This is a genomic window from Mycobacterium sp. ACS1612 (assembly GCF_001667505.1).
Classification (GTDB): Bacteria; Actinomycetota; Actinomycetes; order Mycobacteriales; family Mycobacteriaceae; genus Mycobacterium.
Map to the genome: position 1 here is coordinate 50,822 of NZ_LZHZ01000018.1, position 24,878 is coordinate 75,699.

Sequence of the window (24,878 nt, forward strand, 5' to 3'; positions counted from 1 at the left end):
CCTCAGACTTTCTGCAGGATCTCGTCGACGACGAGACCGCGGTCGACTCCGTGCGGTACCACGTTCTGGCCGGGTTCCAGGTGCAATTGTTCGCCGTCGAGGTAGACGTCGATCTTGTCAGGCTCGAACGACAGCATGTTGCTCACCCTCGCCACCTCCGGCCACGCCTCGATGTACGACCATACAGCGCGCTTGTGGGTACCGATTGTGTAATAGCTGGCTAATCCCTTGTAGGGACAAAAGGTTTGGTGCTCGATGAGCTCCAGCGCCGATTCGTCCACGTCGTCGCGCGGCACATACCAACGCGGCGCGAAGCCGGATTCGTAGAGGGCCAGTGGTCGATGGGTGTCGGCGATGATGTGATCGCCGTCGCGCACAACGAGGTGGCGTGAGGTGGAACGGATGTCGATGCGATGGTAAAAGTCGGCGGCGTGTCCGCCGATGCGCTCGTCTTCCTCGTAGAACGCATCCATCGCTCGCCACGCGAACGCCACGCGGCCGGCCAGTACGGCGGCATGCTGCGGCAGCGAGTTATGTTCCCACGCCGCATGATTCGCCTCGCGTCCGCCGCCGTGAACTGTGAACCACTGGGTGTCACCCAGATCCCGATGCGGGGTCACCCTGTCCTCTGATTTGAGGGCGTTCGGTTCGATATCAGTTTTCGGGAAGTACGCCACAGGATATCGACCGGGCTCGTGCAGGAGCACAACATCCTCACTGTCGACGATGACCTGGTCGCCGAATTTGACGCGCATCCTGCGGCGCAGCGGTTCGGCGTACAGGATCCGCTCGGGCATCGGCTGCGGAGTCAAGAAATGCCCGACCGAGGCGGTAGCGAGTGGGCCTTGTTGCCACGCGAGTCCCATGACCTCGTCCTCTCACAAATGGGTTGTATGGCCCAGTATTGTGGGCGCATCAACCCAGTCCTGTCCAGGGGTGATTACGTCAGGACCTACGGCGCGGCGCGAAGGAGCGTACGTAGTCGACCGCGGCGTTGACCGCAGCGCGCATCGGTTCGACGGTGTCGGAGGCGTACGTGAGCATCGCCCCGCCCTGGTGAGCGATGACCAGTGCCGTCGCGAGATGGCGTGGATCGGCGTCCTCGCGGAGATCACCGCGGTCACGCATCATGGTGAGCCCCGCGCGGAAAAGCTCGATCCACTGGTCGTATCCGGCGGCGAGATCGTCGTGGATCTGCTGGTCGGCTTCGAGTAGTTCCCCGGCCAGCGCGCCGTACACGCACCCGCCACGGCGGTACACCTTCTCAGCATCGACCACACAGGCGGCCGCCCATGCCTGCAGTGCGTCGAAACTGTCCAGCCGCCCCAATTGCGGCTGGGTATGGAACCGCTGCACGTCCTCGATCCTGGTGGCGATCACTTGACGGGTCAGGTCGCGCTTGTCGTCGAAATAGTGGACCAGTTGCGATCCGCTGACTTCAGCGGCGGCCCGTACGTCCTCGAGGCTGGTGCCCCCTACGCCACGTTCGAACATCAACTCCGCGGTGGCGTCGACGATGCGTTGCCGTACCGCGAATCCTTTGCGGGTGAATCTGTTCTCGCCGACCTCGGCGTGGCCGACTGGTTTGCGGGCCGACCTGCCACGCGGCCGGCGCGGCGGGCGGGGTGAGCGCTCGGCCGGATCCTTGGCGAAGATCCGCAGATAGTTGACCGCGTACCGAACCGCGTCGGCGTGGGGCCATTCCTCTCGGTAGGCGTATGCGACGGTGCCCCCGCCCTGATGAGCGGTGACGATCACGATCGCCACCCCGCGCGGGTCGGCGTCGGCGACCAGAAGGCCGCGGTCCTTCATGCCCGCAACGGCCTCCGCGAGCAATTCCACCCACTTCCAGTAGCCGGCCGCGAGCGCCTCACGCGTGGCCGCGTCAGACTTCATCAACTGTCCGGCCAACGCGTGGTAGGTGGGCGTCCCCTCGTAACCGATCTGCCTGAGGTAGCGCATGTTGAGGTCGATCCACCGCTCGAAGTCGTCGAACGACTGCAGGCCACCGAGTTTGGGCTGCCGGTGGAAGTCCAGTACAACGTCGGTCTGCCTGCCGATCACCGCTCGAATCAACGCCTGCTTGTCCCCGAAGTAGTGCGCCAGCTGAGACCCGCTCACCGATGCCGCCTTACGTACGTTCGCCATGCTCAGCGAGGACAGCCCGTTGGCCAGAATGAGTTCGGCGGCGGACATCACGATCCGCTCGCGGGTGGCGCGCCCTTTTGCCGTCAACGGTCGGTCGTCGGCGTGCGCCACGGCGTCAGATTAACTGCCTACGCTGTGATTGTGGGCCAGCTGGCCCATTCCTGTGGGAGTCGCCGGTGTTACGTTGAAGATCGAACCGCTGACATGAGGAGGCAGCATGACTGCCAGGCTGGTTTCCGTGAACGTCGGCATGCCGAAAGACGTGTCCTGGAACGGTAAGACGGTCCGCACCGGGATCTGGAAAGCCCCGGTCGACGGACCCGTCATGGTTCGCAGGCTCAACATCGACGGCGACGGCCAGGGTGATCTCGCCGGTCACGGCGGCGAGCAACGCGCCGTAATGGTGTACCAGACCGAGTCGTACGACTACTGGCGCGAGTACCTGGACCGCGACGATCTGGTGCCCGGCCACTTCGGCGAGAACTTCACCGTCACCGGGATGGCCGACCACGACGTCTGCATCGGCGACCGCTACCGGATCGGCGAGGCCGAGTTCGAGGTCACCCAACCCAGGGTCACCTGCTTCCGAGTCGGCATGCGCATCGGCGAGCCCGACATGCCGAATCTGCTTGTCGCGCACCATCGACCAGGGTTCTACTTCAGGGTCATCACCGAAGGCGCCGTGCAGACAGGCGACGATATCGTGCTGACGCGCCGGGGCAGGCACCAGCTCAGCGTCGCCGACGTCGACGCGCTGCTGTACCTATCCGGCCGGGACAAAGATCTACTGAACAAGGCCGTCGACGTGCCTGCCCTCAGCCCGGGGTGGCAGCAGTCGTTCCGCGATATGCTCACGGCGAGTGAAAAACCCAGCGTGCCAAGACAAGTCGGATGGCCGGGGTTCCGGCCGCTGCGAGTGGCGGCTACGCATCGTGAGACCTCCACGGTGTTGTCGATCAGATTGGAGGCGGCCGACGGCGGTAGCCTGCCTGCCGCGCTGCCTGGTCAGTACCTCACGGTGAAGGTTCCCGATGCAGGCGATCCGGCGCCGACACGCAGCTACTCGCTGTCAGGGGCACCGGGCGCGGAGTACTACCGAATCAGCGTCAAACGCGAGGAGCACGGCCACGTCAGCCGCTGGCTGCACGACCACGCCGAGGCGGGCGTCGTGTTGGACTGCGCGGCGCCGCGAGGCGACTTCTACCTCGTCGAAGACACCGGTCCTGTGGTCCTGGTCTCCGCGGGTGTCGGCGTCACACCGGTCATGGCGATGGCGCACGCGTTGGCGGCCGCGAAAAGCACTCGCCAAATCTGGTGGCTGCACACGACGCAGACCGAAGCGACGTACGCGTTCGCCGACGAAGTCGCGGCGCTGCTCGCAGCACTGCCTGACGCGCACACGCACGTGTTCTACACCCGCGCGGCCAACGCGCCCGCGCGGCTGGACCGGCAATCGGTGGCGGCGCTGGGGGTGCCGACCGATGCGACCGCCTACCTGTGCGGCCCCGGCGCGTTCATGGCCGACATCCGCGACGCCCTCGTGGCCGCGGGACTCGACCCCGCGCACATCCACACCGAGTTGTTCGGCGCGTTGCCGCCGATCAATCCCGGCGTCGTGGGCGCGCCGCCTGCGACCCGGCCACACCCACCCGACGGTGCGCCGGGCACGGGGCCGCGGATCACCTTCGCCCGCAGCGGGCTCACCGTCAACTGGGCGCCCGCGTACCGCACGCTGCTCGAACTGGCCGAGGTGTGCGACGTGCCGACCCGGTACTCCTGTCGCAGCGGCGTCTGCCACACCTGCCTGACCGCGGTGATCGAGGGCACCGCCGACTATGTCGAGCCGCCGCTCGACGCGCCGGCGGACGGCTCGGTGCTGTTGTGCACGGCGACGCCGCACACCGATCTCGTCCTGGACCTCTGAGGCTACGGTGGACGTGTGCAGCAGCGACGACTCGATCCACCCGCGGGACCGCTGGTTGCTGACGATGACGGCACTCTGCTGCACGCCCGGGGGATTCGATACGGGCGCGCAGCGCGGTTCGCGGCACCGCAGCCCCTCGCCCCGTGGTCCGATGTCATCGACGCCACCGCCCGCGGCCCGGCGTCCCCGCAGTTGTCCTCCCGGTTGGAGTGGGTGACGGGCCCTGTCGTCGACGGTCTCGCCCAGAGCGAGGACTGCCAGGTTCTTTCGATTACCGCTCCGAGCGATGCCGACGGGTTGCCCGTGATGGTCTGGTTCCACGGCGGCGCATACGTATCCGGCAGCGGTGAAGCGCCGAAGTACGACGCGGACGTGCTCGCGCGCGACGGTCGCGTCGTCGTGGTCCGGGTCAGCTACCGACTCGGTGTGCTGGGCTACTTGAGCCCCAGCGGCGTGGACAACCTCGGACTGCGTGACCAGATCCTGGCGCTGCAGTGGGTGCGCGCCAACATCGCGACCTTCGGCGGCGACCCCGAAAACGTGACCCTCTTCGGCCAGTCCGCGGGTGCCGACTCGGCGTACTCGCTGATGTTGTGCGAGCACACGGCGGGCCTGTTCCATCGCGTGATCATGCAGAGCGCACCACTGGGTGTGCTGCACGGCCGCGAGGCGATGACCGCCGCGATGCGCTCGGCTGCCGCTTCGGTCACGACAGGCGAAGTGCTCGATGCCCAGACCGCGGCCGCGGCCGCCGCCGCACGATTCGGACTTGTCAGCGGCATGCCGTTCGCTCCGATCATGGGACGCGATCCGCTGCCGCCTCAGTCGCAGACCGATGCGCGGTTGGCCGATGCGGCGCGGCGCATTGAATTGCTCATCGGCTACACCCGCGACGACGGCGCACCGTTCGTCGCCATGGATCGCCGCATCGCTCGGCTGAAACGCTATGGCCCCGTTGGCCGTATCGCCGAACGCGCCGCCTCGGCCGTGATGACACGCCGTGCGTTCGCCAAGCCAGCGCAGCGTCTCGCCGACCTGTGGCGTGAAAACGGCGGCCGCAGCGCGACATTCCGCGTCGACTGGGCACCGTCGTCGATGGGTGCGTGCCACTGCATCGAACTGCCGTTGCTGTTCGACGCATCGGCCTGGGCGGGCGCGCCGATGCTGGGCGGCCGCCAGGTCGACGGTCTGCTTGCTGAGTCGATGCGCCGCAACTGGACTGGGTTCGCGCACCGCGGCGTCAGTGGACTCGATTCGGCCACGCTGCGGTTCGGCTAGTCACGGCGCGATCGCGTCGATCGCGCGGTAGATCCGCTGCTCGCTGACCGGCCGTGCGGTGCCGAGTTGTTGCGCCCACAGGCTCACCCGTAGCTCCTCGATCAGCCGCTCGATATCGCGGACATCTTCGGCGGCGCCGCGGGCAGGCGAAAGGGCTTGCCGGAGTTCGTCGTAGGCGTCCTCGACGGCGTGTACCCGCTGCATCCGGTCGTTATCACCCCTGACGTCGCGCGGCAACCGCTCCAACCTGCGGCCGATGGCGGCCAGGTATCGGGTGAGGTCGCCGAGATGCGCCGCGCCGGTGGCGGCGATGAATCCGCGCGGCAGCAGCCTGTCGAGTTGTGCCCGGATGTCGGCGACCGCGTCGGCCTGCGCCTGCGATGGGTGGGTGGGGATCGCCACCTGTACCTCGTTGGCCACGGCGAGCACCTTCTCGACCCGCCCGACGATGTCCACCGTCGTCGAGGCCAGTGCGCCCGCCACCCGCTGCACCAACGCGGTGAACTCCGCGCGGTTCCACACCGGGGTCGGCGCCAACGTCGCGACCGCGGCGTCCGCGCAGTCGTCGAGCAGCGCGGCCAGCGAGCCGTCCGGATTCGAGCCAAGCAACAATCGGGTGCGAGGATCTAACTGTCGCTCAACGGTTTTCACCGGCGACGCGACCGTCAGCCGGATCAGCCGCCGAACGCCTGGGCCCATCGCCACATCCTGTTCGGCTTGGTTCGCGAACACCCGCACGTCCACCGCACTGCCTGCGTCGACGAACGCCGGATAGCCGCGCACGGTGTGACCACCGGTATGGCGTTCGACGACGCGCGGCAACTCGTCGAGGTCGTCGGGCCAGCCTCGAAGGCCGGTGCATTCCATGCCGTCGGCGACCGCGGCGGCCACCGCCTGTCGTGTCGGCGCCGCCAATCGATCTTGCAGGGCACCGAGATCCTTACCGCGCGCCACCTCGGTGCCGTCCGCCGACTCGACCGCGAAGGTCACGCGCAGGTGCGACGGCAGCTTGTCGAGGTCGAACGCGTCGATCGGGACCAGCACCCCCGACAGCCGTTGTAGCGCCCGCTGCAGCGATTGCAGCAGCGGTTCGGTGCCCGGTTCGAGACTGGCCAGCACGGTGCGGGCGGTGTCCGGTGCGGGAACGAAGTTGCGTCGCAAGTCTTTCGGCAACGATCGGATCAGCGCGGTGACGAGTTCCTCGCGCAGCGCGGGCACATGCCAGGCGAACGCGTCGCCGCCGAGGCGCGCCAACACCTCGACCGGCACGTGCACGGTGGTGCCGTCGTCCTCAGCCCCCGGCTCGAACTTGTAGCTCACCGGCAGCGACAGGTCGCCCGCCTGCCATGCGTCGGGCCGGTCCTCGGCGGCGTCTTCGGTGCGCAGCAGATCGTCGCGGCCCAACGTCAGCAGATCCGGGGTGCGGTGCCGCTGCTTTTTCCACCACGCGTCGAAGTGCCGGGCCGAGACCACCTCGGCGGGGATACGCGCGTCATAGAACGCGTAGATCTCGTCGTCACCGACGACGAGATCGCGGCGACGGGCCCGCTCCTCGATCTCCTCCAATTCCTCACGCAGCCGCGCGTTGTCGCGGAAGAAGTGGTGTCTGGTCCGCCAGTCCCCCTCCACCAGCGCGTGCCGGATGAAAAGCTCACGCGCAAGCTCGGGTTCGATCTGGGCGTAGTTGACGCGGCGGCGCCGCACCAGCGGCAGGCCGTACAGCGTCACCCGCTCGAAGGCCATCACGGCGCCGCGTTCGGCTTCCCAGTGCGGTTCGCTGTAGCTGCGCTGCACCAGATGGTCGGCGATCTTCTCGATACCCTCGGGTTCGATGCGCGCCGCGATCCTGCCGTACAGCCTGGTGGTTTCCACCAGTTCAGCGACGACCACCCAGCGTGGGGGCCGCTTGGTCAGCACCGACCCGGGCGCCAGCACGAACTTGGTGTTGCGGGCGCCGGTGTAGTCCCGCGAATCGCCTTCGCGCAGCCCGATGTGTGACAGCAGGCCGGCCGTCAGCGCCGCGTGGATCCTGGCAGGGTCGGCGTCCTCGTCGGTTTCACGGATGCCGATGTCGCGGGCGATGCTGCGCAGTTGGCCCGTGAGGTCCTGCCACTCGCGGATCCTCAGGTAGTGCAGGAACTCTTCGCGGCACATCCGCCGAAACGCATTGCCGGAGCGCTCTTTTCGTTGCTCCCGCAGGTAGCGCCACAAGTTCAGGTACGAGATGAAGTCGGAGCGCTCGTCGGCGAAGCGAGCATGCTTCTGGCGAGCCGCCTCCTCACGGTCAGCAGGCCGCTCACGCGGGTCGGGAATCGACAGCGCGGCGGCCAGCACCAGCACTTCACGCACGCATCCCTCGGTGTCGGCCGCCAGGATCATCCGGCCGATCCGCGGGTCGACGGGTAGCCGCGCGAGGCGGCGGCCGACGTCGGTGATGGCGCCGTCGCGATCGAACGCGCCGAGTTCCTGTAGCAGCAGCACCCCGTCGCGGATGCTGCGCTTATCGGGTGGATCGAGGAATCCGAACTGTTCGATGTCGCCGAGTTGCAGTGCCGCCATCTGCAGGATCACCGCGGCGAGGTTGGTCCGCAGAATTTCGGGATCGGTGTACCGGGGCCGGGATTCGAAATCCTCCTCGGAGTACAGCCGGATGCATACGCCCGGTGCCACGCGGCCCGATCGGCCCGCACGCTGCGCCGCCGACGCCTGGGAGATCGGCTCGATCGGCAACCGCTGCACCTTGGTCCGGCGACTGTATCGCGAGATGCGCGCGGTGCCGGGGTCGACGACGTAGCGGATGCCCGGCACGGTCAGCGACGTCTCGGCGACGTTGGTCGCCAGCACCACCCGGCGGCCGGAGTGCGGAGCGAACACCTTATGCTGCTCGGCGGTCGGCAGCCGGGCGTACAGCGGCAACACCTCGGTGTTCTTCAGGTCGCGTAATGCGTCTGCGGTGTCGCGGATTTCGCGCTCACCGGACAGGAACACCAGCACGTCGCCTGGCGGCTCTTGCTCCAGTTCGTGGATCGCGTCGACGATGGCCTCGGTCTGGTCGCGCACCTCGGTGCGGACGATCTCGTGGTCGGGGTCGTCGGGGTCGTCGGGACTGCTCAGGCCGTCGTCTGCTGCAACCACGACTTCCAAAGGGCGGTAACGGATTTCAACGGGATAGGTGCGACCGGACACCTCGACGATCGGCGCACCGTCGCTGGGTCCATGTTCGGCACCGCCGAAGTGGGCGGCGAACCGTTGCGGCTCGATGGTCGCCGACGTGACGATCACCTTGAGGTCAGGCCGCCGCGGCAGCAGCTCGCGCAGATAGCCGAGCAGGAAGTCGATGTTCAGGCTGCGCTCGTGCGCCTCGTCGAGGATCAGCGTGTCGTAGCGCAACAGCCGGCGGTCGCGCTGTATCTCGGCCAGCAGGATGCCGTCGGTCATCAACTTCACCAGCGTGCGGTCGCTGGCCTGGTCGGTGAAGCGCACCGTGTAGCCGACGGCGTCGCCGAGCGGGGTGCCGAGTTCGTCGGCGATCCGCTGCCCGACGGTGCGCGCCGCCAGTCGGCGGGGTTGGGTGTGGCCGATGGTGCCGCGGATGCCGCGCCCCAACTCCAGGCAGATCTTCGGCAGCTGCGTGGTCTTACCCGATCCGGTCTCGCCCGCGACGACCACCACCTGGTGTTCGGCGATGGCCCTGGCGATCTCGTCGCGCCGCGCACTGACCGGCAGATCGGGATAGGTGATCGTCGGCACGGCGGCCCGGCGGGTGGCGACCAGCGCCTCGCCGGCGGTCACCTGCTCGGCGAGTTGCGCCAGCTTCTCCTGGCTGACCCGGCCGCGCAGATTCTTCAGCCGGCGGCCGAGGCGGGCGGCGTCGCGGATTGTCAGGCCGTCGAGACGCTTTCGAAGTTCGGGAACGGACGGCTCGGACACTCCGGCCAGGCTAGCCGTTGGCCGGTGACCAGTAGTCGAGCATCTCCGCGAACGTCTCGAAGGCGGGCGCCGACGCGCCGTACGCCGCCTCGAGGTGGATGCTCAACGGGAAGCCCAGTTCGGCGACGCCGTCGACGACGCGCTTGTACAAGTCGACCATCATCTTGCGCTTCTGCGCCGGGTCGGTCTCCGCCAACTGCGTGACGAATGCCTGCTCGTCGGCGACCGCGGCGTTGCCGGGGTCCTGGATCAGCCAGTTGATCAACCCGACGCGCGCCTCGACCTTGGGCACGAACCCGAAGGACAGCAGTATCTCGGGCCGGTGGTCGGTGGTTTTGGCGAATTCGGTGAGGAAGCCGACGATCGCGTCGGAGTACAGCAACTGTGTCATGCCGTACGTAGCGCCCTGATCGCATTTGAAGTTGAACCGGCCGTGTTCGCCCTCCCGGGTCGGAATCAGGATGGCGCCGCGGTTGGGCACAAGCTCGGTGTAGATCGACAGCGCGTCGGTGGGCGCGACCCCCGAGCCCTCACCGTCGTTCATCGTGCGCGGCACCCCGACGAACGCGATGCCGTCGAAGCCCGCGTCGCGCAGGTTGGTCAGCCGGTGCCGCAGCGCGGATTCATCCATGAACGCCGTGACCTGAGTACACAACCCCTTCAGGCCCGGCAGTTCGGGTTTGATGACGTTCCAGAAGTCCAACACGTCCATCCGGGGCTTCATCTCGATGGGACGGTCCTCGTCCTCCTCGATCATCCCGGGGATCATCACGTGTCCGATCCGGTCGTCGATGCCGGTCTCCTTGGCGAAGCGCACCACCTTGCGCGCTTCCTCCACAGCCTGTTCGGGGCCGAGATCGGCGTTCGGGGGTACCAGCTCGAACGCGACGGTGTTGAGGGTCAAGAGGTTGCTCCTCATTGCGCGATTGTCTGTCCGTCCGGAAGGGCGTCGGTGACCGCCGGGGAGGAGCAGAGCTCATCTACTGCTTTTCGAGATTAGCGGCTCTACTCATCTCGTCAGCCATCGCCCGCACCGCGTCTGGCAGTGATTGCATCCTCGGCGCAATTCTGCCAGGCCCGGTACAGATCCTGCCAGCGGGATGACCGCGTTCTACCTGGGCGTTCCACCGACTGGGTGGAGTACCGGGTTCGCCGGCCATCCGAGAAACTTGGCCAACGAGGAGCTTCGAATGAAGAAGATCACCTTTGCCACCGCCACATCCGGCGCGCTGGTGGTGTTGGCAGTCGCACTTGCGGGCCAGGCCGCGGCGGACGCAGGCAGCGGTTCGAATGTCGTGGCGCCCGCACCGGTCTATCCGCAGTCCGCGTACGGCGGCACGAATCCATACACGCCGTACGGCGTCGACCCGTACGTTCCCTACGGCGTATGGGCTCAGCACTAGCTGGCCTTGATTCGCATGGCGTGAGGCACAATTGGGGCATCCGATGGTGCCCTCGAGATGTTCTTGGCGCTTGCCGGCCGGGTGTTTCGCCCTGCTGGCGCTGCTGACCGCCTGCGGCACGGACGGTTCGGCCACACCGACGAGGACGGCCACCGCGACGACGGTGCCCGCGGCGACCACATCAATCCCCGCCCCGGCGGCGGCGCCCCCGCAGCGCAGCGAGAAGTGGATCGACCTCCAGGTCGGACAGTGTCTGGCCGACCCGCCGCCAACCGATCCGAGCGTCGTCACGGTGGCGGTCGTCGACTGCGCGCTGCCGCACGCCGCGGAGGTCTATCTGCGCACCGATGTCGAGGTCAACGCCGCGATCGCCGACGTAGCGGATCAACGGTGCCGCGCGGGACTGCAGCAGTACACCGGGCAGGCACCGGGGCCGCTGGCGATGACGTACCTGATCGACTCCAAGCAGGACCGGACGTCGGACAACCCGATGCCGAGCACGGTCATCTGCCTTCTGCAGGCGGCAGGTGGCGGCCCATTGACGGGTTCAGCGCACCGCTGAGTCGAGAGTTACTGCATCACAAAGTTATTCGGTGCCGGCGGAGGCGGCGGCGGGTCCGGCAGACACAACCCGGTGTTGGCGTAGTCGAAGTACCGGCCTGGCAGGCAGAACGGCGCGCAGTGGTCGGTGGTGCCCGTCTCGCCGTCGGCGCACGCGGTGTTGACCGCGGGCGGTGCGGTGATGGCGGACGCCATCGCTGCCGTCAACGCCAACGCGGACAGCGCCGCGATCACAACCCGTCGCATCGGCTCAGTCTAGGTGCGACAACACCCGTAGTCTGGGTGAAGTGAGCATTGCTTCGAATGCCACCGTCGTTTTGGATGACCGGTTCGCCCGCGAATTGCCCGAGATGGCGGTGCCCTGGAAAGCCCAGGAGCCGCCCGAGCCTCGTCTGCTGATCCTCAACGAGCGGTTGGCCGCCGATCTGGGTCTGGACGCGGCGTGGCTACGGACGCCTGACGGTGTGCGATTCCTGGCCGGTGTGGCGGTACCCGAGGGCGCCACCCCGGTCGCGCAGGCGTACGCCGGTCATCAGTTCGGCGGGTACGTCCCGCGCCTGGGTGATGGACGCGCACTGCTGCTCGGGGAGATCGCGCGGCCCGACGGTGCGCTTCGCGATGTTGCGCTCAAGGGTTCAGGCGCGACTCCGTTCGCCAGGGCCGGTGACGGCCTGGCCGCAGTCGGCCCGATGTTGCGCGAGTACGTCATCAGCGAGGCGATGCACGCGCTCGGGATCCCCACCACCCGGTCGCTGGCGGTCGTCGCGACGGGTCGCGACGTGCTCCGGGAGACCCCGCTGCCGGGTGCGCTGCTGGTGCGGGTGGCGAGCAGCCATCTGCGGGTCGGCAGCTTTCAATACGCCGCCAACGCGGGGGATGTCGACCTGGTACGCCGACTGGCCGAGCACGCCATCGCCAGGCACCATCCGGCCGCCGCTGAGGCGGCCAACCCGTATCGCGCACTGTTCGAGGCGGTGGTCGCGGCGCAGGCGTCCCTGGTCTCGCAGTGGATGGCTGTCGGCTTCGTGCACGGGGTGATGAACACCGACAACATGACCATCTCCGGCGAAACCATCGACTACGGGCCATGCGCGTTCATGGATGCCTACGACCCGGCCACGGTGTTCAGCTCGATCGACAGCTGGGGTCGCTACGCGTACGGACAGCAGCCCGCGGTCGCGGCGTGGAACCTTGCCCGGTTCGCCGAGACGCTGCTGCCGCTGTTCGCCGAGGACGCCGACGACGCGGTCACGCTCGCCCAGGAGTCACTCGACGGGTTCCGCAGTCGGTACACGGCGGCGACGACGACGGGAATGCTGGCGAAGCTCGGGCTGCGCGACGTCGACGACGAAGTGGCCGTCCCGCTGCTTTCCGACCTGCTCGACCAACTCGAGCAGAGCCGCGTCGACCACACGTCGTTCTACCGGCACCTCGGACGGGCGGCCGGCGGCGACACCGAGCCCGCGCGTGGCCTGTTCGTAGACCTCGCCCGGTTCGACGGTTGGCTGGCGCGCTGGCGGGCGTTGGGGCCGGACGCCGACGCGATGGACCGCGTCAACCCGGTGTACATCCCGCGCAATCACCTGGTCGAGGAAGCGTTGTCGGCGGCCACCGCCGGCGACCTCGATCCGCTGACACGGCTGCTCGACGCCGTCACCACGCCGTACGACGTACGGCCCGGTCTCGAGCGCTACGCCGAGCCGGCGCCCGACGACTTCGGCTCCTACCGAACCTTCTGCGGCACCTAGGCGCGAACGGCGCGGAAGGGTCAGTAGTGGTAGGTGTCTGACGGCGCAGGCATGTGCACCGGCTCGTCGTCGAAATGCGACACCTCGATGCCGTAGGACCGTGCGAGCTCCAGGATCTTGGTGGCCCTGGCGATGCGCGGCAGGTCGGACCCGTTGCGGATCTCTCCGCCATCCCGCTCGAACTCCGCGAAAAACTCTTTCGCCCAAGCGATTTCGTCCTGCGACGGGGACAATCCCTCGTTGACGACGGCGCACTGGTCGGGGTTCAGGCAGATCTTGCCGGTCATCCCGAACTCCACCGACACCGCGGTGGCCTCGATCAGCTTCAGTGGGTTCGAGCCGATGGTCGGCCCGTCGATCGCGCTCGGCAGATGCGCCGCCTTGGCGGCGATGGTGAATCGGGACCGGGTGTAGGCCAGCGTGGCAGGGTCGTCCCCGAAGCCGGTGTCGCGGCGGAAATCGCCGATGCCGAACGCGAGTCGGAATGTGCCCTTCGCCGCGGCGATCTCGGTGATGCGTTCCAGGCCGCGGGCCGTCTCCACCAGCGCAACGATCGGCACGTTAGGCAGCCGCTTCGCGGTTTCGGTGACGTGGTCGACCGACTCGACCATCGCCAACATGACGCCGCCGACGGAAGTGTCGGCGAGTGCCTTCAGATCGTCGGCCCACCACGGCGTGCCGAACCCGTTGATCCGCACCCAGTCCGAGTTGCCCGCGGCGAGCCACTGCACCACGTTGTCGCGGGCAGTGGTCTTGTCCTTCGGCGCGACGGCGTCCTCGATGTCGAGGACGACGATGTCCGCGCGCGAGTGCGCGGCCGCCTGGAACCGGTCTGCCTGCGCGCCGTTTACCAGCAGCCAGCTCCTCGCCAGAACCGGGTCGAGGCGCGAACCGACGTCGGCCGGATCCGGCGCGTCGGTGGTGACCTGTTCAGACATGGGTCAATGCTGGCCTAAACGGTGGCGGCAAGGCAAAGGGGGGTGGTAAACCTCCGGCATGGCCGAGCGTGTCACCTTCCTCAGCTCGACGGGGCCCGCTCTGGCAGGCATCATCGACCGGCCCGCTGGCGAGCCGCGTGGCTGGGGCGTCTTCTCGCACGGATTCACCCTCGGTAAGGACTCGCCTGCCGCGGCGCGCATCTGCAAGCAGCTCGCCGAGGACGGCATCGGCATGCTGCGCTTCGACGCCCTTGGGCTCGGCGATTCGGAGGGCGACTGGGGCGACGGCTCGTTCACCGTGAAGGTCAACGACGTGATCCGGGCGTGCGAGTTCATGGCCGACCAGGGCACACCCGTCGACATTTTGGTCGGGCACTCGTTCGGCGGTGCGGCGGTGATCGCCGCCGCACGGCAGTGCCCAGCGGTGTCCGCGGTGGCCACCATCGGCGCGCCGATGGACCCTTCCCACGCCGAACAGCAATACGACGCCGTGGTCGACCAGGTGTTGTCCGAGGGCAGCGCGCAGTGGATGGTGGGCGGACGCTGCCTGACACTGAAACGGGCGTTCGTCGAGGACGTCCGCGCGGCGGCGCTGCACGACAAAATCCGTGGCCTGAAGATGCCGCTGCTGATCCTGCACTCCCCGACCGACAACACCGTCGGCATCGCCAACGCCAGCGAGATCTTCCGCACCGCCCGTCATCCGCGCAGCTTCGTCTCCCTCGAAGGATCCGAGCACCTGCTGACAGGCCCGGGGCAGGCGCGCCGCGCCGCGCGCATCATCGGCGCATGGGCCGACGCCTATCTCGGGTAGGCGTTTGGGGTCCAAACGGGCCGGGTATCCAGCCGCGGCATTTGCGAAGCGACGTTGTTCGGGAGTCTGCAATGAGTGTCATCGGTCGGGTTGTCGGCGCTGCGGTCATCGCGGTTTCGACGGTTTCAGGCAGTGTCATCAGTAGTGCGGGTGCGGCGGCCGCGCCGTGTCCCGACGTCGAAGTGATTTTTGCCAGAGGCACTTTCGAGCCCGCGGGCGTCGGCGGAACAGGGCAGGCGTTCGTCGATGCGTTGAGCAGTCGGCTCGCCGGTAAGTCGGTCGACGTGTATCCGGTCAACTATCCGGCGTCGCTGGACTTCGCGACCGCCTCCGACGGTGTGGTCGACGCAAGCAACAAGGTTCGCGACGTCGCGAACAGTTGCCCGGACACCAAGATCGTGCTCGGCGGCTACTCACAAGGTGCGGCGGTCGTCGCGTACACGACCGTCGATTCGGTGCCCGACGGTTTCGCGCTTCCTGCGGGCATCACCGGGCCGATGGCCCCTGAAGTGGCAAAGCATGTCGCGGCGGTGGCGTTGTTCGGCAAGCCGTCGAGCGGTTTCCTGCAGATGATCTACACCGGGGCGCCGCCGATCACGGTCGGGGCGCTCTACACGGGCAAGACGATCGACCTGTGCATCCCCGAGGACAACATCTGCTCGCCGACCGGCACCGACAACGCCGCGCACAACCTGTATGCGGCCAACGGGATGACGGATCAAGCCGCTGACTTCGCCGCCCAGCGGGTCAGGCCGAACGGGTCGAGAACATAAGAACCGAATATCTGCGGGCGTCCGGGCGTTGAGTCAGCCGTGGAAACCTGGGATGCGATCCGAGCGCGTCGAAACGTCAGGAACTATCGGCCCGACCCGGTGCCCGACGACGCTCTGCAGCGAATCGTGGAGGCGGGCTGGCGCGCGCCCTCGGCGAAGAACCGCCAGCCGTGGGATTTCGTCATCGTCACCGATCCTGGGCAACTGCAGGAACTTTCGACCGTCTGGCCAGGCGCTGGCCACATCGCGTCGGCACCCGCTGCCATCGTTCTGGTCGCCCCGGTGCCGCCCGACGAGCGACGCAAGCTGCTCGACCAGTACGACCTGGGCCAGGCCACGATGGCGATGACCGTCGCCGCGACCGACCTTGGCGTCGGCACCGGCCATTCCTCGGTCGGCGATCAGGAGAAGGCCCGCGCGATTCTCGGAGTGCCCGCCGACCGCATCGTCGCCTACATGCTCGGCGTCGGCTATCCGGCCGACCGCCCGCTGAAGCCGATCGCCAAACCCGACCGCAGGCCGATCGACGAGGTCGTGCACCGCGGCAAGTGGTGACTCAGGACAGCACCAGCTAGGCGATGTTGACCAGGACGAGCCAAGTTCATCCGTCGAGCTCACCAAGAATCCCACGCTCGATGGCGGCGCGGGAGCGCTCCGGCAGCACGATCAGACCGTCCAGTTCCCGCGCGGCGACGGCGTAGGCCTGCTCCCGTTCCTGCCGCGTCGCGCCCTCGTCCACCGCGACCCGCAAGGCGCTGCGGGCCCGGGTCAGCCGCTGCTGCTCCGGCTTCGTGAAGTCGTTGCGCCGCTTGCGTATCGCTTCGCTTTCCGCGACGTCGAAGGCCGTCACGTAGTTCTCGACGGCGTCCAGGTACTCGCGGGCGGCGTCACCGTCCTGGAGCAGATCCTCGACGTTGGCGGGCCGCAGCAGATCCGCCCGCAGCTTGGCCCGGTGGAAACGCTCGGTCAGCGGGTTGCGCATATCGGTCATCAGCGGGAAGTCGAGTAGCTTGCCGACGTCCAGTTCGTAGTCCAGCCAGCGGGTATCCGTTCGGTCGTGCTCCTTGATCGTCCGGGTGATGGCACGCCACTGCGCCGCCCGACTGGTCACTGTCGTCGCCGCGGCGCCCACTGACTCGCGGTCCTGCTGCTGACGGTCGCGAGCAGCGGAGATGGCCTTCACTCCGGCGAACCCGAGACCGATGAGCGGCACGACGACTATCAGCAACTCGACGAGTCGGACCAGCAACAGCCCCATGACGCCAGGATGCCATTGCGCCGCGACTGCGCGTATTCTGGGTTGCTCAACCCAATCTTGTCTGGAGGCCGGCATGCCCAATGCACTCGCCGTCGTACGTGAACAGTCCAGTGACCAGAGCATGCGCGCGATCATCCTGACCAAGTTCGGTGGGCTCGACAGCTTGGTCTACGCCGAAATCCCGAAGCCGCTGCCGAAGGACGGCGAAGTCGTGATCGAAGTCAAAGGCTTCGGCATCAACCATGCGGAGATGCACATGCGGCGCGGCGAATGGGCCGAGGCCGCCGAGGTCAGCGGCATCGAGTGCGTCGGCGTCGTCGATTCGTGTCCCGGCGGTGAGTTCCCGGTGGGCGCCAAGGTGGCGGCACTGATGGGCGGTCTCGGGAGAACCATCAACGGCAGTTACGCCGAATACACCCGGGTACGCGCCACGAACGTCGCACTCATCGAATCCGACCTGCCGTGGTCGCAACTCGCCGCGCTGCCCGAGACGTACGCGACGGCGTGGACATGCCTGTTCCGCAACCTCGAACTCGGGGCCGGGCAGACCATCCTGATCCGCGGCGCGACTTCGTCTTTCGGGCAGGCCGCAGTCAAGATGAGTGTGGCCGCGGGTGCACGGGTCATCGCCACCACGCGCAGTCGCGAACGGTTCGGACTGCTCGAGCAACTCGGGGTGTCGCGCGTCGAATTCGAGGCGCCGGATCTGGCGGGCCGCATCGCCGAGTCGAAACAGCTGGACGCGGTGCTCGACCTGGTCGGCAACAGTACGATTCTCGACTCCCTCGACATGCTGCGCCGCGGCGGCAGCGCATGCCTGGCGGGGTGGTTGGGCGGACTCGATCCGATCGGCGACTTCAACCCGTTGGCGCGGATGGCCAGTGGGGTGAATCTGAACTTCTTCGGCAGCTTCGTGTTCGGCACACCTGGTTTCCCGCTGTCAGATGTGCCGTTGCAGGACATCGCGCAACAGGTGGCCGACGGCCGACTGGAGGCCGCACCGTCGCGCGTGTTCCCCTTCGACCAGATCCACGAGGCGCACCGTGTCATGGAGTCCGGCGAGGCAGGCGGGAAGATGGTCGTGGTGCTCGACTAGCTACCCCGCCAGCGACAGGCGTCTCGCGGGGGCCAGCCAGGTCGCGATGTTGCGGACGTAGTCCTTGAAGATGTCGAGCCGGGACGGGTCGGCCTTGATTTGCGTGCCCGGCACCTCGGTGACGAAAGTCGGTGCGCCGCAACCAAGATCCCAGTTGTAGTCGGCGAAGTGATGGAATGTCGATTCGGCGATCGCCCGGCCGATGGTGCGACCGTCGGGTGAGCGTTCACCGTCCAGGGCGACGGCGAGGTTGAAGTGCCGACCGGTCGCGGTGCTGCGGCCCCGCGCGATCGTGGTCGCGAATGGTCCAGTCGCCGATACCAGGCCCTCGTGGGGGTGAGCCGGGAACCATTCGATCCGTCCGCTTGCCGTCCTGTCCGTTCGCAGCAACTCGTGCACCGGTCCGTCGACGAGCACGGGTTGATAGTCGCCGTTGGCGCCGGAGTGGTAGTTCGGCCACGAGATGGCCGGGGTGTCCTGGTCGTCGCACATCGTGGCAGGGTCGATGCTCTTGTCGTGGAACTCGTTGACCACGCCCAGTGAGCCGAGTCGGCTTATGCAGCAACCCAAGTCCTGATGGTCACGTGCGGTGAGCACACCTCCGCCGTTCTCGCGGAACTGGCGTATCGCGTACGCGTCGGCGGCCGACAAGCCGTCGCCGACGTCCACGGCCATCAGCCACAGTTGGTCGTAGCCGAGGTCGTCGAGGTGGCTGAGCACCGGATCGTCTCCGTCCCGATTGGCCCGGTTACGTGCCACCACCTCGTGGCCAGCGGCGCGCAGCTCGTCGGCGAGCAGTGAGAACCGGGCGACGTCCCAGTCGTCGGAACTCTCAGTGATCGTGGTTTGCAACAGGATTCGTGACATCAGGACCAACTCCGTTCAATCGACTTCGGCGGCAGTGACGCGTAGATGCGCCCTGGCGGCCAGTTCCTGGTCGTCGACCAGGGTCAGCATCGGCCGGCCCGAATCACCCGCGAAGGTTGGCCTTCGAGTTCGAAGAGCATCTCCCCCTCCAGCATGGCGTGCGCCCCCTCGGGAAAGAACGGCGGTTGTACCTCCTGCACAACCGACAACGCGTTTTCCCAGTCGGGGTCATACTTCGTGGGCATCGAGATCTCTCCTTGTTTTCCGTCAGACCGCCGTGCCGCCGCCGTCGACGTGCAGGGTCGACCCGGTGATGAACGTCGACCGCGGGGAGGCGAGGAACAGAATCGCCTCGGCGATCTCCTCCGGTTTGGCGGTGCGGCCCAGCGGCAGCGCACGACCCAACTCCTCGTTGGTGTCGCCCCATTCCGCCTCGACGCCTTCAGTTTTCGTCGGGCCGGGTGCGACGCTGTTGACCCGCACGCCGTGTGGGCCGAACTCCGCTGCCCACGTTCGGGTCAGTGATTCCAGCGCCGCCTTGGATGCGCTGTACGCGCCAGCACCGGGGACTCCTCGTGACGCGACCATCGTGGTGACGTTGATGATGCTGCCGTGTCCGCGTTCGACCATCCCCGGTACCAGTCCGGCGGCGAGGAAGTAGCTGGCGCGGACGTTGGTGTCGAAGGTCTTCTCGAACGACGTCACGTCCTGGTCGACGGTGAGCGAGGCCGGGAAGCTGGCCGCGTTGTTCACCAGGATGTCGATGTTCCCGACCTGGACCACAAGCGATTTCACCGACTCGATGTCCGACAGGTCGGCCTGGACGAAGCGCACGCTGCCGTCGATTGCCGCTGCGGCCGCCTTCCCCCGCTCGGCGTCGCGTCCCGAGATGACGACCGTCGCGCCTTCATGTGTCAGCAGCCGCGCGGCTGCCAGGCCGATGCCAGCCGTTCCTCCGGTGACCAGGGCCGTCTTGTACGCCAACTCCACTGCTGACTCCTATGCGACTTGTGATTCGATGTCGGCCAGCGCGATGCGCAGCCGTTGCCTGCCCCGCGATGCGCGCGACATCACGGTTCCGTGCGGGATGCCGAGGATCGCGGCGGTTTCCGCGTATGTGTAGCCCTGGACGTCGGCGTAGAACACCACCGAACGGAAACCGTCCGGCAGTGCGGCCATCGCCGTCTTGATCACGTGGTCGGGCAGCGCATCGAGCACCTCGGCTTCGGCGGACCGGTGCGCAGCGGTCGTCCGCGCGGCGCCGTCGGCCAGGTCGCGCTCGGTGATCACGTCGACGGGGACCTCACAAGGGCGGCACTGGCGGGCGCGGAAGGCGCTGATCCACCGGTTCTGCAGGATCCGGAACAGCCACGCCTTGAGGTTGCTGCCGTCGTGGAACGTGTGGAACCCCGCGTAAGCGTGCATGAGTGCGTCCTGCAACAGGTCTTCGGCGTCAGCCTCGTTGCGGGTCAGCCGGCGGGCCCGGCGAAGCAGCACGCCGAACAGCGGTTCGGTTTCGCGGGCGAAGCGCGCAGCGAGGTCGGCATCGGGTCCTGGCATGCAGACAGACTCGCGCGCATCGAGATGAAGCGAACCCTTGGTTCTCCGTAGTCGGTGGTCCGTAGTCCGTAGTGGACCGCTAACCGGTCAAGGTCTCAGCCGCTTCGTCGAGGACCTGTCTCAACCCGTCGATCCGGTGCGCGCGCCGGCCCAGGAACACCCCGTCGAAGCCGGGGTGCAGTGCGCGCAGCGTACCCGGTCCCGCCGTACCGCCGTAGATCAGCCGGCCCGCCCCTGCGGCCAGCGCGGGCACGGAGGTCTTCAGCGCCTCGCCGACACGTAGGACGTAGCCGGTGTCGGCCGGCGCGTCGGCGCCGATCGCCCACTGCGGTTCGTACGCGATCACCACGGGTTGGCCCGCTAGTTGATCGGTCACCAGTCGGGCCTGCCGAACCACCTCGGCTGCGGCACCGTCCGGGTCGTGGACGGCCTCGCCGACACAGATCAACGGCACCAGCCGGTGCCGCGCCGCCGCCGCGGCTTTGCGGTTCACCATGTCGTCGTCCTCGCCGAACAGGGAGCGGCGCTCGGCGTGGCCGATTTCGGCGTACTGGCAACCCATTTCGGCCAACAGCGCGGCGGTGACTTCGCCGGTCGCCGGGCCGGCTTCGGCCCAGCTGACGTCTTGGCTGCCGACCCGCACCCCGAAACGGCCGAGGGTGTCCAGCGCCCGTTCCAGCAGCGGGAACGGCGGCATGACGGCCACCTCGACGGCCGCAGGTAGCGGGTGCTCGGTCAAGAGGTCGGCGACACCGGCCATCCAGTCACGGGCCTGCGCATAACCGAAGTAAGCCTTGAGGCTCACCGCCACCAGAACAGCTTTTGACGCCGACAACTCAGTCTCCCAAGGTATTTCGTGCTAGCTGGCCCAGGAGACAGTGCGCAGCTGCCTGCGCGACTTGATGCCGAGCTTGGCGAAGACCTTGCGCAGATGCCATTCGACGGTGTGAGTGCTGATGAACAGCTGCGCGCCGATCTCCTGATTGGTCAGCCCGTCTCCGGCCAGTCGGGCGATCTGTGCCTCCTGCGCGGTCAGCTCACCACCTGAACTGTGCGGCTTGTTGCGCACCGTCTCACCAGTCGCAACCAACTCCCGACGGGCGCGCTCGGCGAAAGCCTTGGCACCCATCCTGGTGAACAACTCATGGGCGTCGGTGAGTTGGCGTCGAGCGTCGATCCTGCGGTTGACCCGGCGCAGCCATTCGCCGTAGTGCAGATGGGCCCGCGCCAGGTGCACCACGACGCGGGTGCGGCCGAGGTGTTCGATCGCCTCGGAGTACAGCGTGTCGGCGTGCTCGTCGTCGGCGACAAGGGCTTGCGCGTTGGCGAGCGCGCCCAGCCCCCAATCCGTTTCGCTCGCGCCGGTGTGCGCCTGGAATCGCGCTACCGCGGCCGCGGCAGTTTCGCTGTCGCCACTGTGCGACGCCGCTTCGATCAGCTCGAACAACCCCCAGCCGTGGAAGCCGAGATCCTCGTAACGACTGGCCTCCGCGGCGGCCGCGGCGGCCTGGTCATACCGGCCGAGACCGTTGTAGAGCACCGCCGTGGCGTATCCGGTGAGCCCCAACAACCGGCCTTCCCCCCTGGCAATTCCGTCGGCGGTCGCCGACTCGATCGCCTTAACCGCCTCCGCCGCGTCGCCCCGCCAGGCCGACAGCAGCAGCGAGTGATACCTGACCGGCGACAGATGGTCGGTCGAGCCCGAGATCGAATTCGCCTCTTCGATCAACGTCGCCGACGCGGCGAATTCGCCTGCCAGCAGGTGCGCGCCCGCCCGATACACCAGTGCGCGTGGCAGCACGTCGAGTGCGCCGGCGTCGCGGGCCTGGCGCACCACCGCGGCCGACAATTCCTCGATGATGGCCTCGTCCCACACCTCGTGGGCCGCGGACTCCTGCAGGATCGGAAACGCGGGCACCATCCAGCGCCGCACCTGCAGATCATCCGAATGCGCCAGTTCGCACATCGCATCCAGCGCGACGCGCAGCGGGCCGGCGCCCGCACTCACCCCACCGGTGATCCGCTCCGCGATGCCCTTCAACATCAAGTCGATGCTCCGCGGCGCGGCGGACGACCGGTCGATGACGGCACCCGCTGCCGCTGCCGCATCCGCGAGCGCACCAGGTTCACCAAGGCGTCCGGCGTACAACATCGCGGCGATCGATTCCGCATACGTCTCGCTGGCGGCGTAGTCGTCAAGGTTCTCCAGTTGCTTTGCGGCATCGAGCAATTCGCGCGCGGTGGCGAAGACGCTCGGCGCACCGGCGTGACCTCCGCGGCTGCGGGCGAATTGCATCTGTGCGCGCAGCCGAGCCACCTCGGCTTTCTGCAGATCCGACAATTGCCCCAGTTCGGCGATCGCGAGCAGTTCGTATGCCGCCTCGGGTGCTGCCGCGTCCCGTTTGGCGCGGGCGGCCGCCAGCGCCCTGGCGCTACGTTGCGCAGGGTCGGACGTCAGCGCGGTGGCGCGTTCGAGGAACGCCGCCGCCGCGGCGACACCCCCTCGGCTCTGCGCGCGACTTGCCGACGCCTCCAACTCCGCGGCCACGCAGTCGTCGGGTCCCGCCGCAGCATTGGCGGCGTGCCATGCGCGGCGGTCCGGATCCGACTGCGGATCGGTGGCGTCGGCCAACGCCCGGTGGACAGTTCTGCGGTCGATCAGACCGGCAGCGCGGTAGGCGGCCGATCGCATCAGCGGGTGGTGGAAGCGCATCCGCGGACCGAATTCGATCAAACCGGCGGCCTCGGCCGGCGCCAGCGCGTCCACCGGGATGCCCAATTGCGCGGCGGCGCGCAGGAACAACGCCGCATCCCCGACCGGTTCGGCGGCAGCCAGCAGCAGCAGCCGCTGCGTGGGCTCGGGCAGCGACTGGATGCGGCTGACGAAACCGTCCTCGAGGGCCGCCGCCGACGACCGCTTACCGGAGATCCAGAAGCCGCCCGCGAGCTCGGTGGCCGACACACTGCGTGGCACCTCGAGGAGGGCAAGTGGGATTCCCCTGGTCTCGGCCACGATGCGGTCCCGCACGCGTGGGTCGACGCTGCCCAGCAGCACCGAATCGAGCAATTCCCGCGCGTCGCCGTCGGACAGTCCGGTGATCGGAAGTTCCGGCAGCCCGGACAGCGCCTCGGCGCCGCGGTCTCGTGCCGCGAACAGCACCGCGACGGGTTCGGCGAGCAGACGGCGGGCCACAAACGACAGCGTCTGCACCGACACCGCGTCCAGCCACTGCGCATCGTCGACGATGCAGAGCAGGGGCCGGGTGGTGGCAGCCGCAGCCATCAGCGACAGCACCGCCAGCCCGACCAGGAAGCGGTCCGGTGGTGCCCCCACCCCGCGGCCGAACGCGACGTTGAGCGCTTCGCGCTGCGGCTCCGGCAGTTCGTCGAGGTGCTCCAACAGCGGCGCGCACAGCTGTTGTAGCCCGGCAAACGCGAGTTCCATATCCGATTCGACACCCGCCACACGCACACAGCGGAACTCCGACGAGTTCTCGGATACGTAGTCCAGCAGCGCCGTCTTCCCGACGCCTGCCTCACCGCGCAGCACCAACACCTGGCTGGTGCCGGATCGGGCGGTCGACAACAGACCCCGCAGCGTCTCGCATTCGCTGTCGCGACCGCGAAGACGTTGCCCCCCATCCTGACTCGACATAGACACCACCGCGCTTGTTTGCAGTGGTGACCTTACCGGTAAGCCGCCCCGGCTCCGCGACCGCCCCGATCATGATCAGGTAATGTTCGCCAATTCGCCTGCAGTCCAGTCCGATTCGGGCTATGCCGTGGCGGCGGTTTGCAGCAGCCACTCCTCGAACCGGGTGTCGAACAGGGTCGCGTCCTGCGTGGGGCACAGCGTGCGCTCGCCGATGTCGATGCCCCAATACTGTGCCTTCGGGTCGGCGATGACCTCGCGGGTATCACCGCGGGCGGTCAGCGCGGTCCTGATCAGGTCGGGCAGCAGAACTGCCTCTGGCCCACCTATTTCGGTGATGCCCTTGACGGGTGCGTTGACGGCGGCGATGGCGAGCCCTTCGGCCACGTCGGCGGCGGCCATCGGCTGGAAGTACGCCGGTGGCATCCGCACCACGCCGTCGACCGTCGCCGAGTCGGCGAGCGTGTTGACGAACTCGAAGAACTGCGTCGCGTGCACCAGGGTGTATGGGACCGGACCCTCGGCGATCAGCTTCTCCTGCAGGAGCTTGCCCTCGAAGTAGCCGCTGTGCGGGGCCAACCGTGCGGTGCCCACCACCGACAACGCGACGTGGTGGCCTACCCCGGCGTCCTTCTCGGCGGTGAGCAGGTTAGTGGTGGCGGTGCGGAAGAACTCGATGGCCGCGTCGTCGAGCGTCGGCGAATTCGACACATCGACCACCACCGACGCCCCTGCCAGGACCTCCGCCAGGCCTTCACCAGTGAGTGTGTTCACCCCGGTCGACGGCGCCGCGGCGACCGCCTCTTGACCGCGGCGGATCAAGTTGTCCACCAGCTTGGATCCGATGAGTCCGGTGCCCCCGATGACGACGATTTTCATGGCGATCCTTCCGTTGTCTGACCTTCCTGACGGCCAGAACGGGTGGACG

The 24,878-nt window shown here is 67.7% G+C and carries 23 protein-coding genes; 9 read left to right on the forward strand and 14 right to left on the reverse strand.

Annotated elements, in window-relative coordinates:
- Positions 1–2: 2 nt before the first annotated feature.
- Both A5724_RS05995 and A5724_RS06000 read right to left on the reverse strand, forming a co-directional pair.
- Positions 3–866 carry a DUF427 domain-containing protein gene (locus A5724_RS05995; protein WP_067797753.1) on the reverse strand — a complete coding sequence of 288 codons (864 nt, stop codon included), beginning with the start codon at positions 864–866 and terminating at the stop codon, positions 3–5.
- 79 nt (positions 867–945) lie between these two features.
- Positions 946–2,259 (reverse strand): TetR/AcrR family transcriptional regulator, encoded by a 1,314-nt coding sequence (locus A5724_RS06000; protein WP_067797755.1) that lies wholly within the window; start codon positions 2,257–2,259, stop codon positions 946–948.
- Positions 2,260–2,365: 106 nt separating this feature from the next.
- Here A5724_RS06000 and A5724_RS06005 point away from each other — a divergent pair, with 106 nt between their 5' ends.
- Together A5724_RS06005 and A5724_RS06010 are read left to right on the forward strand one after the other, a co-directional pair.
- Positions 2,366–4,072 (forward strand): MOSC domain-containing protein, encoded by a 1,707-nt coding sequence (locus A5724_RS06005; protein ID WP_067797758.1) that lies wholly within the window; start codon positions 2,366–2,368, stop codon positions 4,070–4,072.
- A gap of 15 nt (positions 4,073–4,087) precedes the next feature.
- On the forward strand, positions 4,088–5,350 hold the full coding sequence (locus A5724_RS06010) for a carboxylesterase family protein (RefSeq protein WP_067797761.1): 1,263 nt from the start codon (positions 4,088–4,090) through the stop codon (positions 5,348–5,350).
- On the opposite strand, the gene hrpA is transcribed toward A5724_RS06010, so the two are convergent.
- On the reverse strand, positions 5,351–9,280 hold the full coding sequence (gene hrpA, locus A5724_RS06015; protein WP_067797764.1) for an ATP-dependent RNA helicase HrpA: 3,930 nt from the start codon (positions 9,278–9,280) through the stop codon (positions 5,351–5,353). It lies immediately after the preceding gene.
- A 10-nt stretch (positions 9,281–9,290) separates the two neighbouring features.
- Positions 9,291–10,184: a mycobacterial-type methylenetetrahydrofolate reductase gene (locus A5724_RS06020; RefSeq protein ID WP_067798305.1), complete on the reverse strand. Its 894-nt coding sequence runs from the start codon at positions 10,182–10,184 to the stop codon at positions 9,291–9,293.
- A 286-nt stretch (positions 10,185–10,470) separates the two neighbouring features.
- Between A5724_RS06020 and A5724_RS06025 the strand changes: the two genes are divergently transcribed.
- Together A5724_RS06025 and A5724_RS06030 are read left to right on the forward strand one after the other, a co-directional pair.
- Entirely contained in the window at positions 10,471–10,683 is a 213-nt protein-coding gene (locus A5724_RS06025; RefSeq protein ID WP_156752154.1) for a hypothetical protein, read from the forward strand.
- A 43-nt stretch (positions 10,684–10,726) separates the two neighbouring features.
- Complete coding sequence (locus A5724_RS06030; RefSeq protein ID WP_067797770.1) at positions 10,727–11,245, forward strand: hypothetical protein; 519 nt, start codon at positions 10,727–10,729, stop codon at positions 11,243–11,245.
- A gap of 8 nt (positions 11,246–11,253) precedes the next feature.
- On the opposite strand, the gene A5724_RS06035 is transcribed toward A5724_RS06030, so the two are convergent.
- A complete protein-coding gene (locus A5724_RS06035) occupies positions 11,254–11,490 on the reverse strand; it encodes a hypothetical protein (protein WP_067797774.1) in 237 nt (78 codons plus the stop codon).
- 104 nt (positions 11,491–11,594) lie between these two features.
- On the opposite strand from A5724_RS06035, the gene A5724_RS06040 reads away from it, so the two are divergent.
- On the forward strand, positions 11,595–12,992 hold the full coding sequence (locus tag A5724_RS06040) for a YdiU family protein (protein ID WP_232004731.1): 1,398 nt from the start codon (positions 11,595–11,597) through the stop codon (positions 12,990–12,992).
- Between the two features lie 20 nt (positions 12,993–13,012).
- On the opposite strand, the gene A5724_RS06045 is transcribed toward A5724_RS06040, so the two are convergent.
- On the reverse strand, positions 13,013–13,930 hold the full coding sequence (locus tag A5724_RS06045; RefSeq protein WP_067797782.1) for a CoA ester lyase: 918 nt from the start codon (positions 13,928–13,930) through the stop codon (positions 13,013–13,015).
- A gap of 58 nt (positions 13,931–13,988) precedes the next feature.
- Between A5724_RS06045 and A5724_RS06050 the strand changes: the two genes are divergently transcribed.
- The 3 genes from A5724_RS06050 to A5724_RS06060 all read left to right on the forward strand — a co-directional run bounded on the left by A5724_RS06050 (position 13,989) and on the right by A5724_RS06060 (position 16,072).
- Positions 13,989–14,744 carry a S9 family peptidase gene (locus A5724_RS06050; protein ID WP_067797789.1) on the forward strand — a complete coding sequence of 252 codons (756 nt, stop codon included), beginning with the start codon at positions 13,989–13,991 and terminating at the stop codon, positions 14,742–14,744.
- A 71-nt stretch (positions 14,745–14,815) separates the two neighbouring features.
- Complete coding sequence (locus A5724_RS06055) at positions 14,816–15,517, forward strand: cutinase family protein (RefSeq protein WP_067797792.1); 702 nt, start codon at positions 14,816–14,818, stop codon at positions 15,515–15,517.
- Positions 15,518–15,556: 39 nt separating this feature from the next.
- Complete coding sequence (locus A5724_RS06060) at positions 15,557–16,072, forward strand: nitroreductase family protein (RefSeq protein ID WP_067797796.1); 516 nt, start codon at positions 15,557–15,559, stop codon at positions 16,070–16,072.
- A 46-nt stretch (positions 16,073–16,118) separates the two neighbouring features.
- On the opposite strand, the gene A5724_RS06065 is transcribed toward A5724_RS06060, so the two are convergent.
- Positions 16,119–16,775, reverse strand: coding sequence for a hypothetical protein (locus tag A5724_RS06065; protein WP_067797799.1), 657 nt, complete (start codon positions 16,773–16,775; stop codon positions 16,119–16,121).
- A 73-nt stretch (positions 16,776–16,848) separates the two neighbouring features.
- On the opposite strand from A5724_RS06065, the gene A5724_RS06070 reads away from it, so the two are divergent.
- Positions 16,849–17,871, forward strand: coding sequence for a zinc-binding alcohol dehydrogenase family protein (locus A5724_RS06070; RefSeq protein WP_067797802.1), 1,023 nt, complete (start codon positions 16,849–16,851; stop codon positions 17,869–17,871).
- On the opposite strand, the gene A5724_RS06075 is transcribed toward A5724_RS06070, so the two are convergent.
- The 7 genes from A5724_RS06075 to A5724_RS06100 form a co-directional block, all read right to left on the reverse strand.
- Entirely contained in the window at positions 17,872–18,738 is an 867-nt protein-coding gene (locus tag A5724_RS06075; protein WP_197518572.1) for a hypothetical protein, read from the reverse strand. It lies immediately after the preceding gene.
- Positions 18,739–18,821: 83 nt separating this feature from the next.
- A complete protein-coding gene (locus A5724_RS32900) occupies positions 18,822–18,983 on the reverse strand; it encodes a hypothetical protein (protein ID WP_369830610.1) in 162 nt (53 codons plus the stop codon).
- Positions 18,984–19,005: 22 nt separating this feature from the next.
- Entirely contained in the window at positions 19,006–19,728 is a 723-nt protein-coding gene (locus tag A5724_RS06080; protein WP_067797807.1) for an SDR family NAD(P)-dependent oxidoreductase, read from the reverse strand.
- Positions 19,729–19,737: 9 nt separating this feature from the next.
- On the reverse strand, positions 19,738–20,298 hold the full coding sequence (locus tag A5724_RS06085; RefSeq protein WP_067797810.1) for a sigma-70 family RNA polymerase sigma factor: 561 nt from the start codon (positions 20,296–20,298) through the stop codon (positions 19,738–19,740).
- 79 nt (positions 20,299–20,377) lie between these two features.
- Positions 20,378–21,109 (reverse strand): triose-phosphate isomerase family protein, encoded by a 732-nt coding sequence (locus A5724_RS06090; protein WP_197518573.1) that lies wholly within the window; start codon positions 21,107–21,109, stop codon positions 20,378–20,380.
- A gap of 48 nt (positions 21,110–21,157) precedes the next feature.
- Positions 21,158–23,953 (reverse strand): LuxR family transcriptional regulator, encoded by a 2,796-nt coding sequence (locus A5724_RS06095; protein WP_067797816.1) that lies wholly within the window; start codon positions 23,951–23,953, stop codon positions 21,158–21,160.
- Positions 23,954–24,073: 120 nt separating this feature from the next.
- The gene (locus A5724_RS06100; RefSeq protein WP_067797818.1) at positions 24,074–24,829 is read right to left on the reverse strand and encodes an SDR family oxidoreductase; all 756 of its coding nucleotides are present in this window, start codon (positions 24,827–24,829) and stop codon (positions 24,074–24,076) included.
- Positions 24,830–24,878 lie beyond the last annotated feature (49 nt).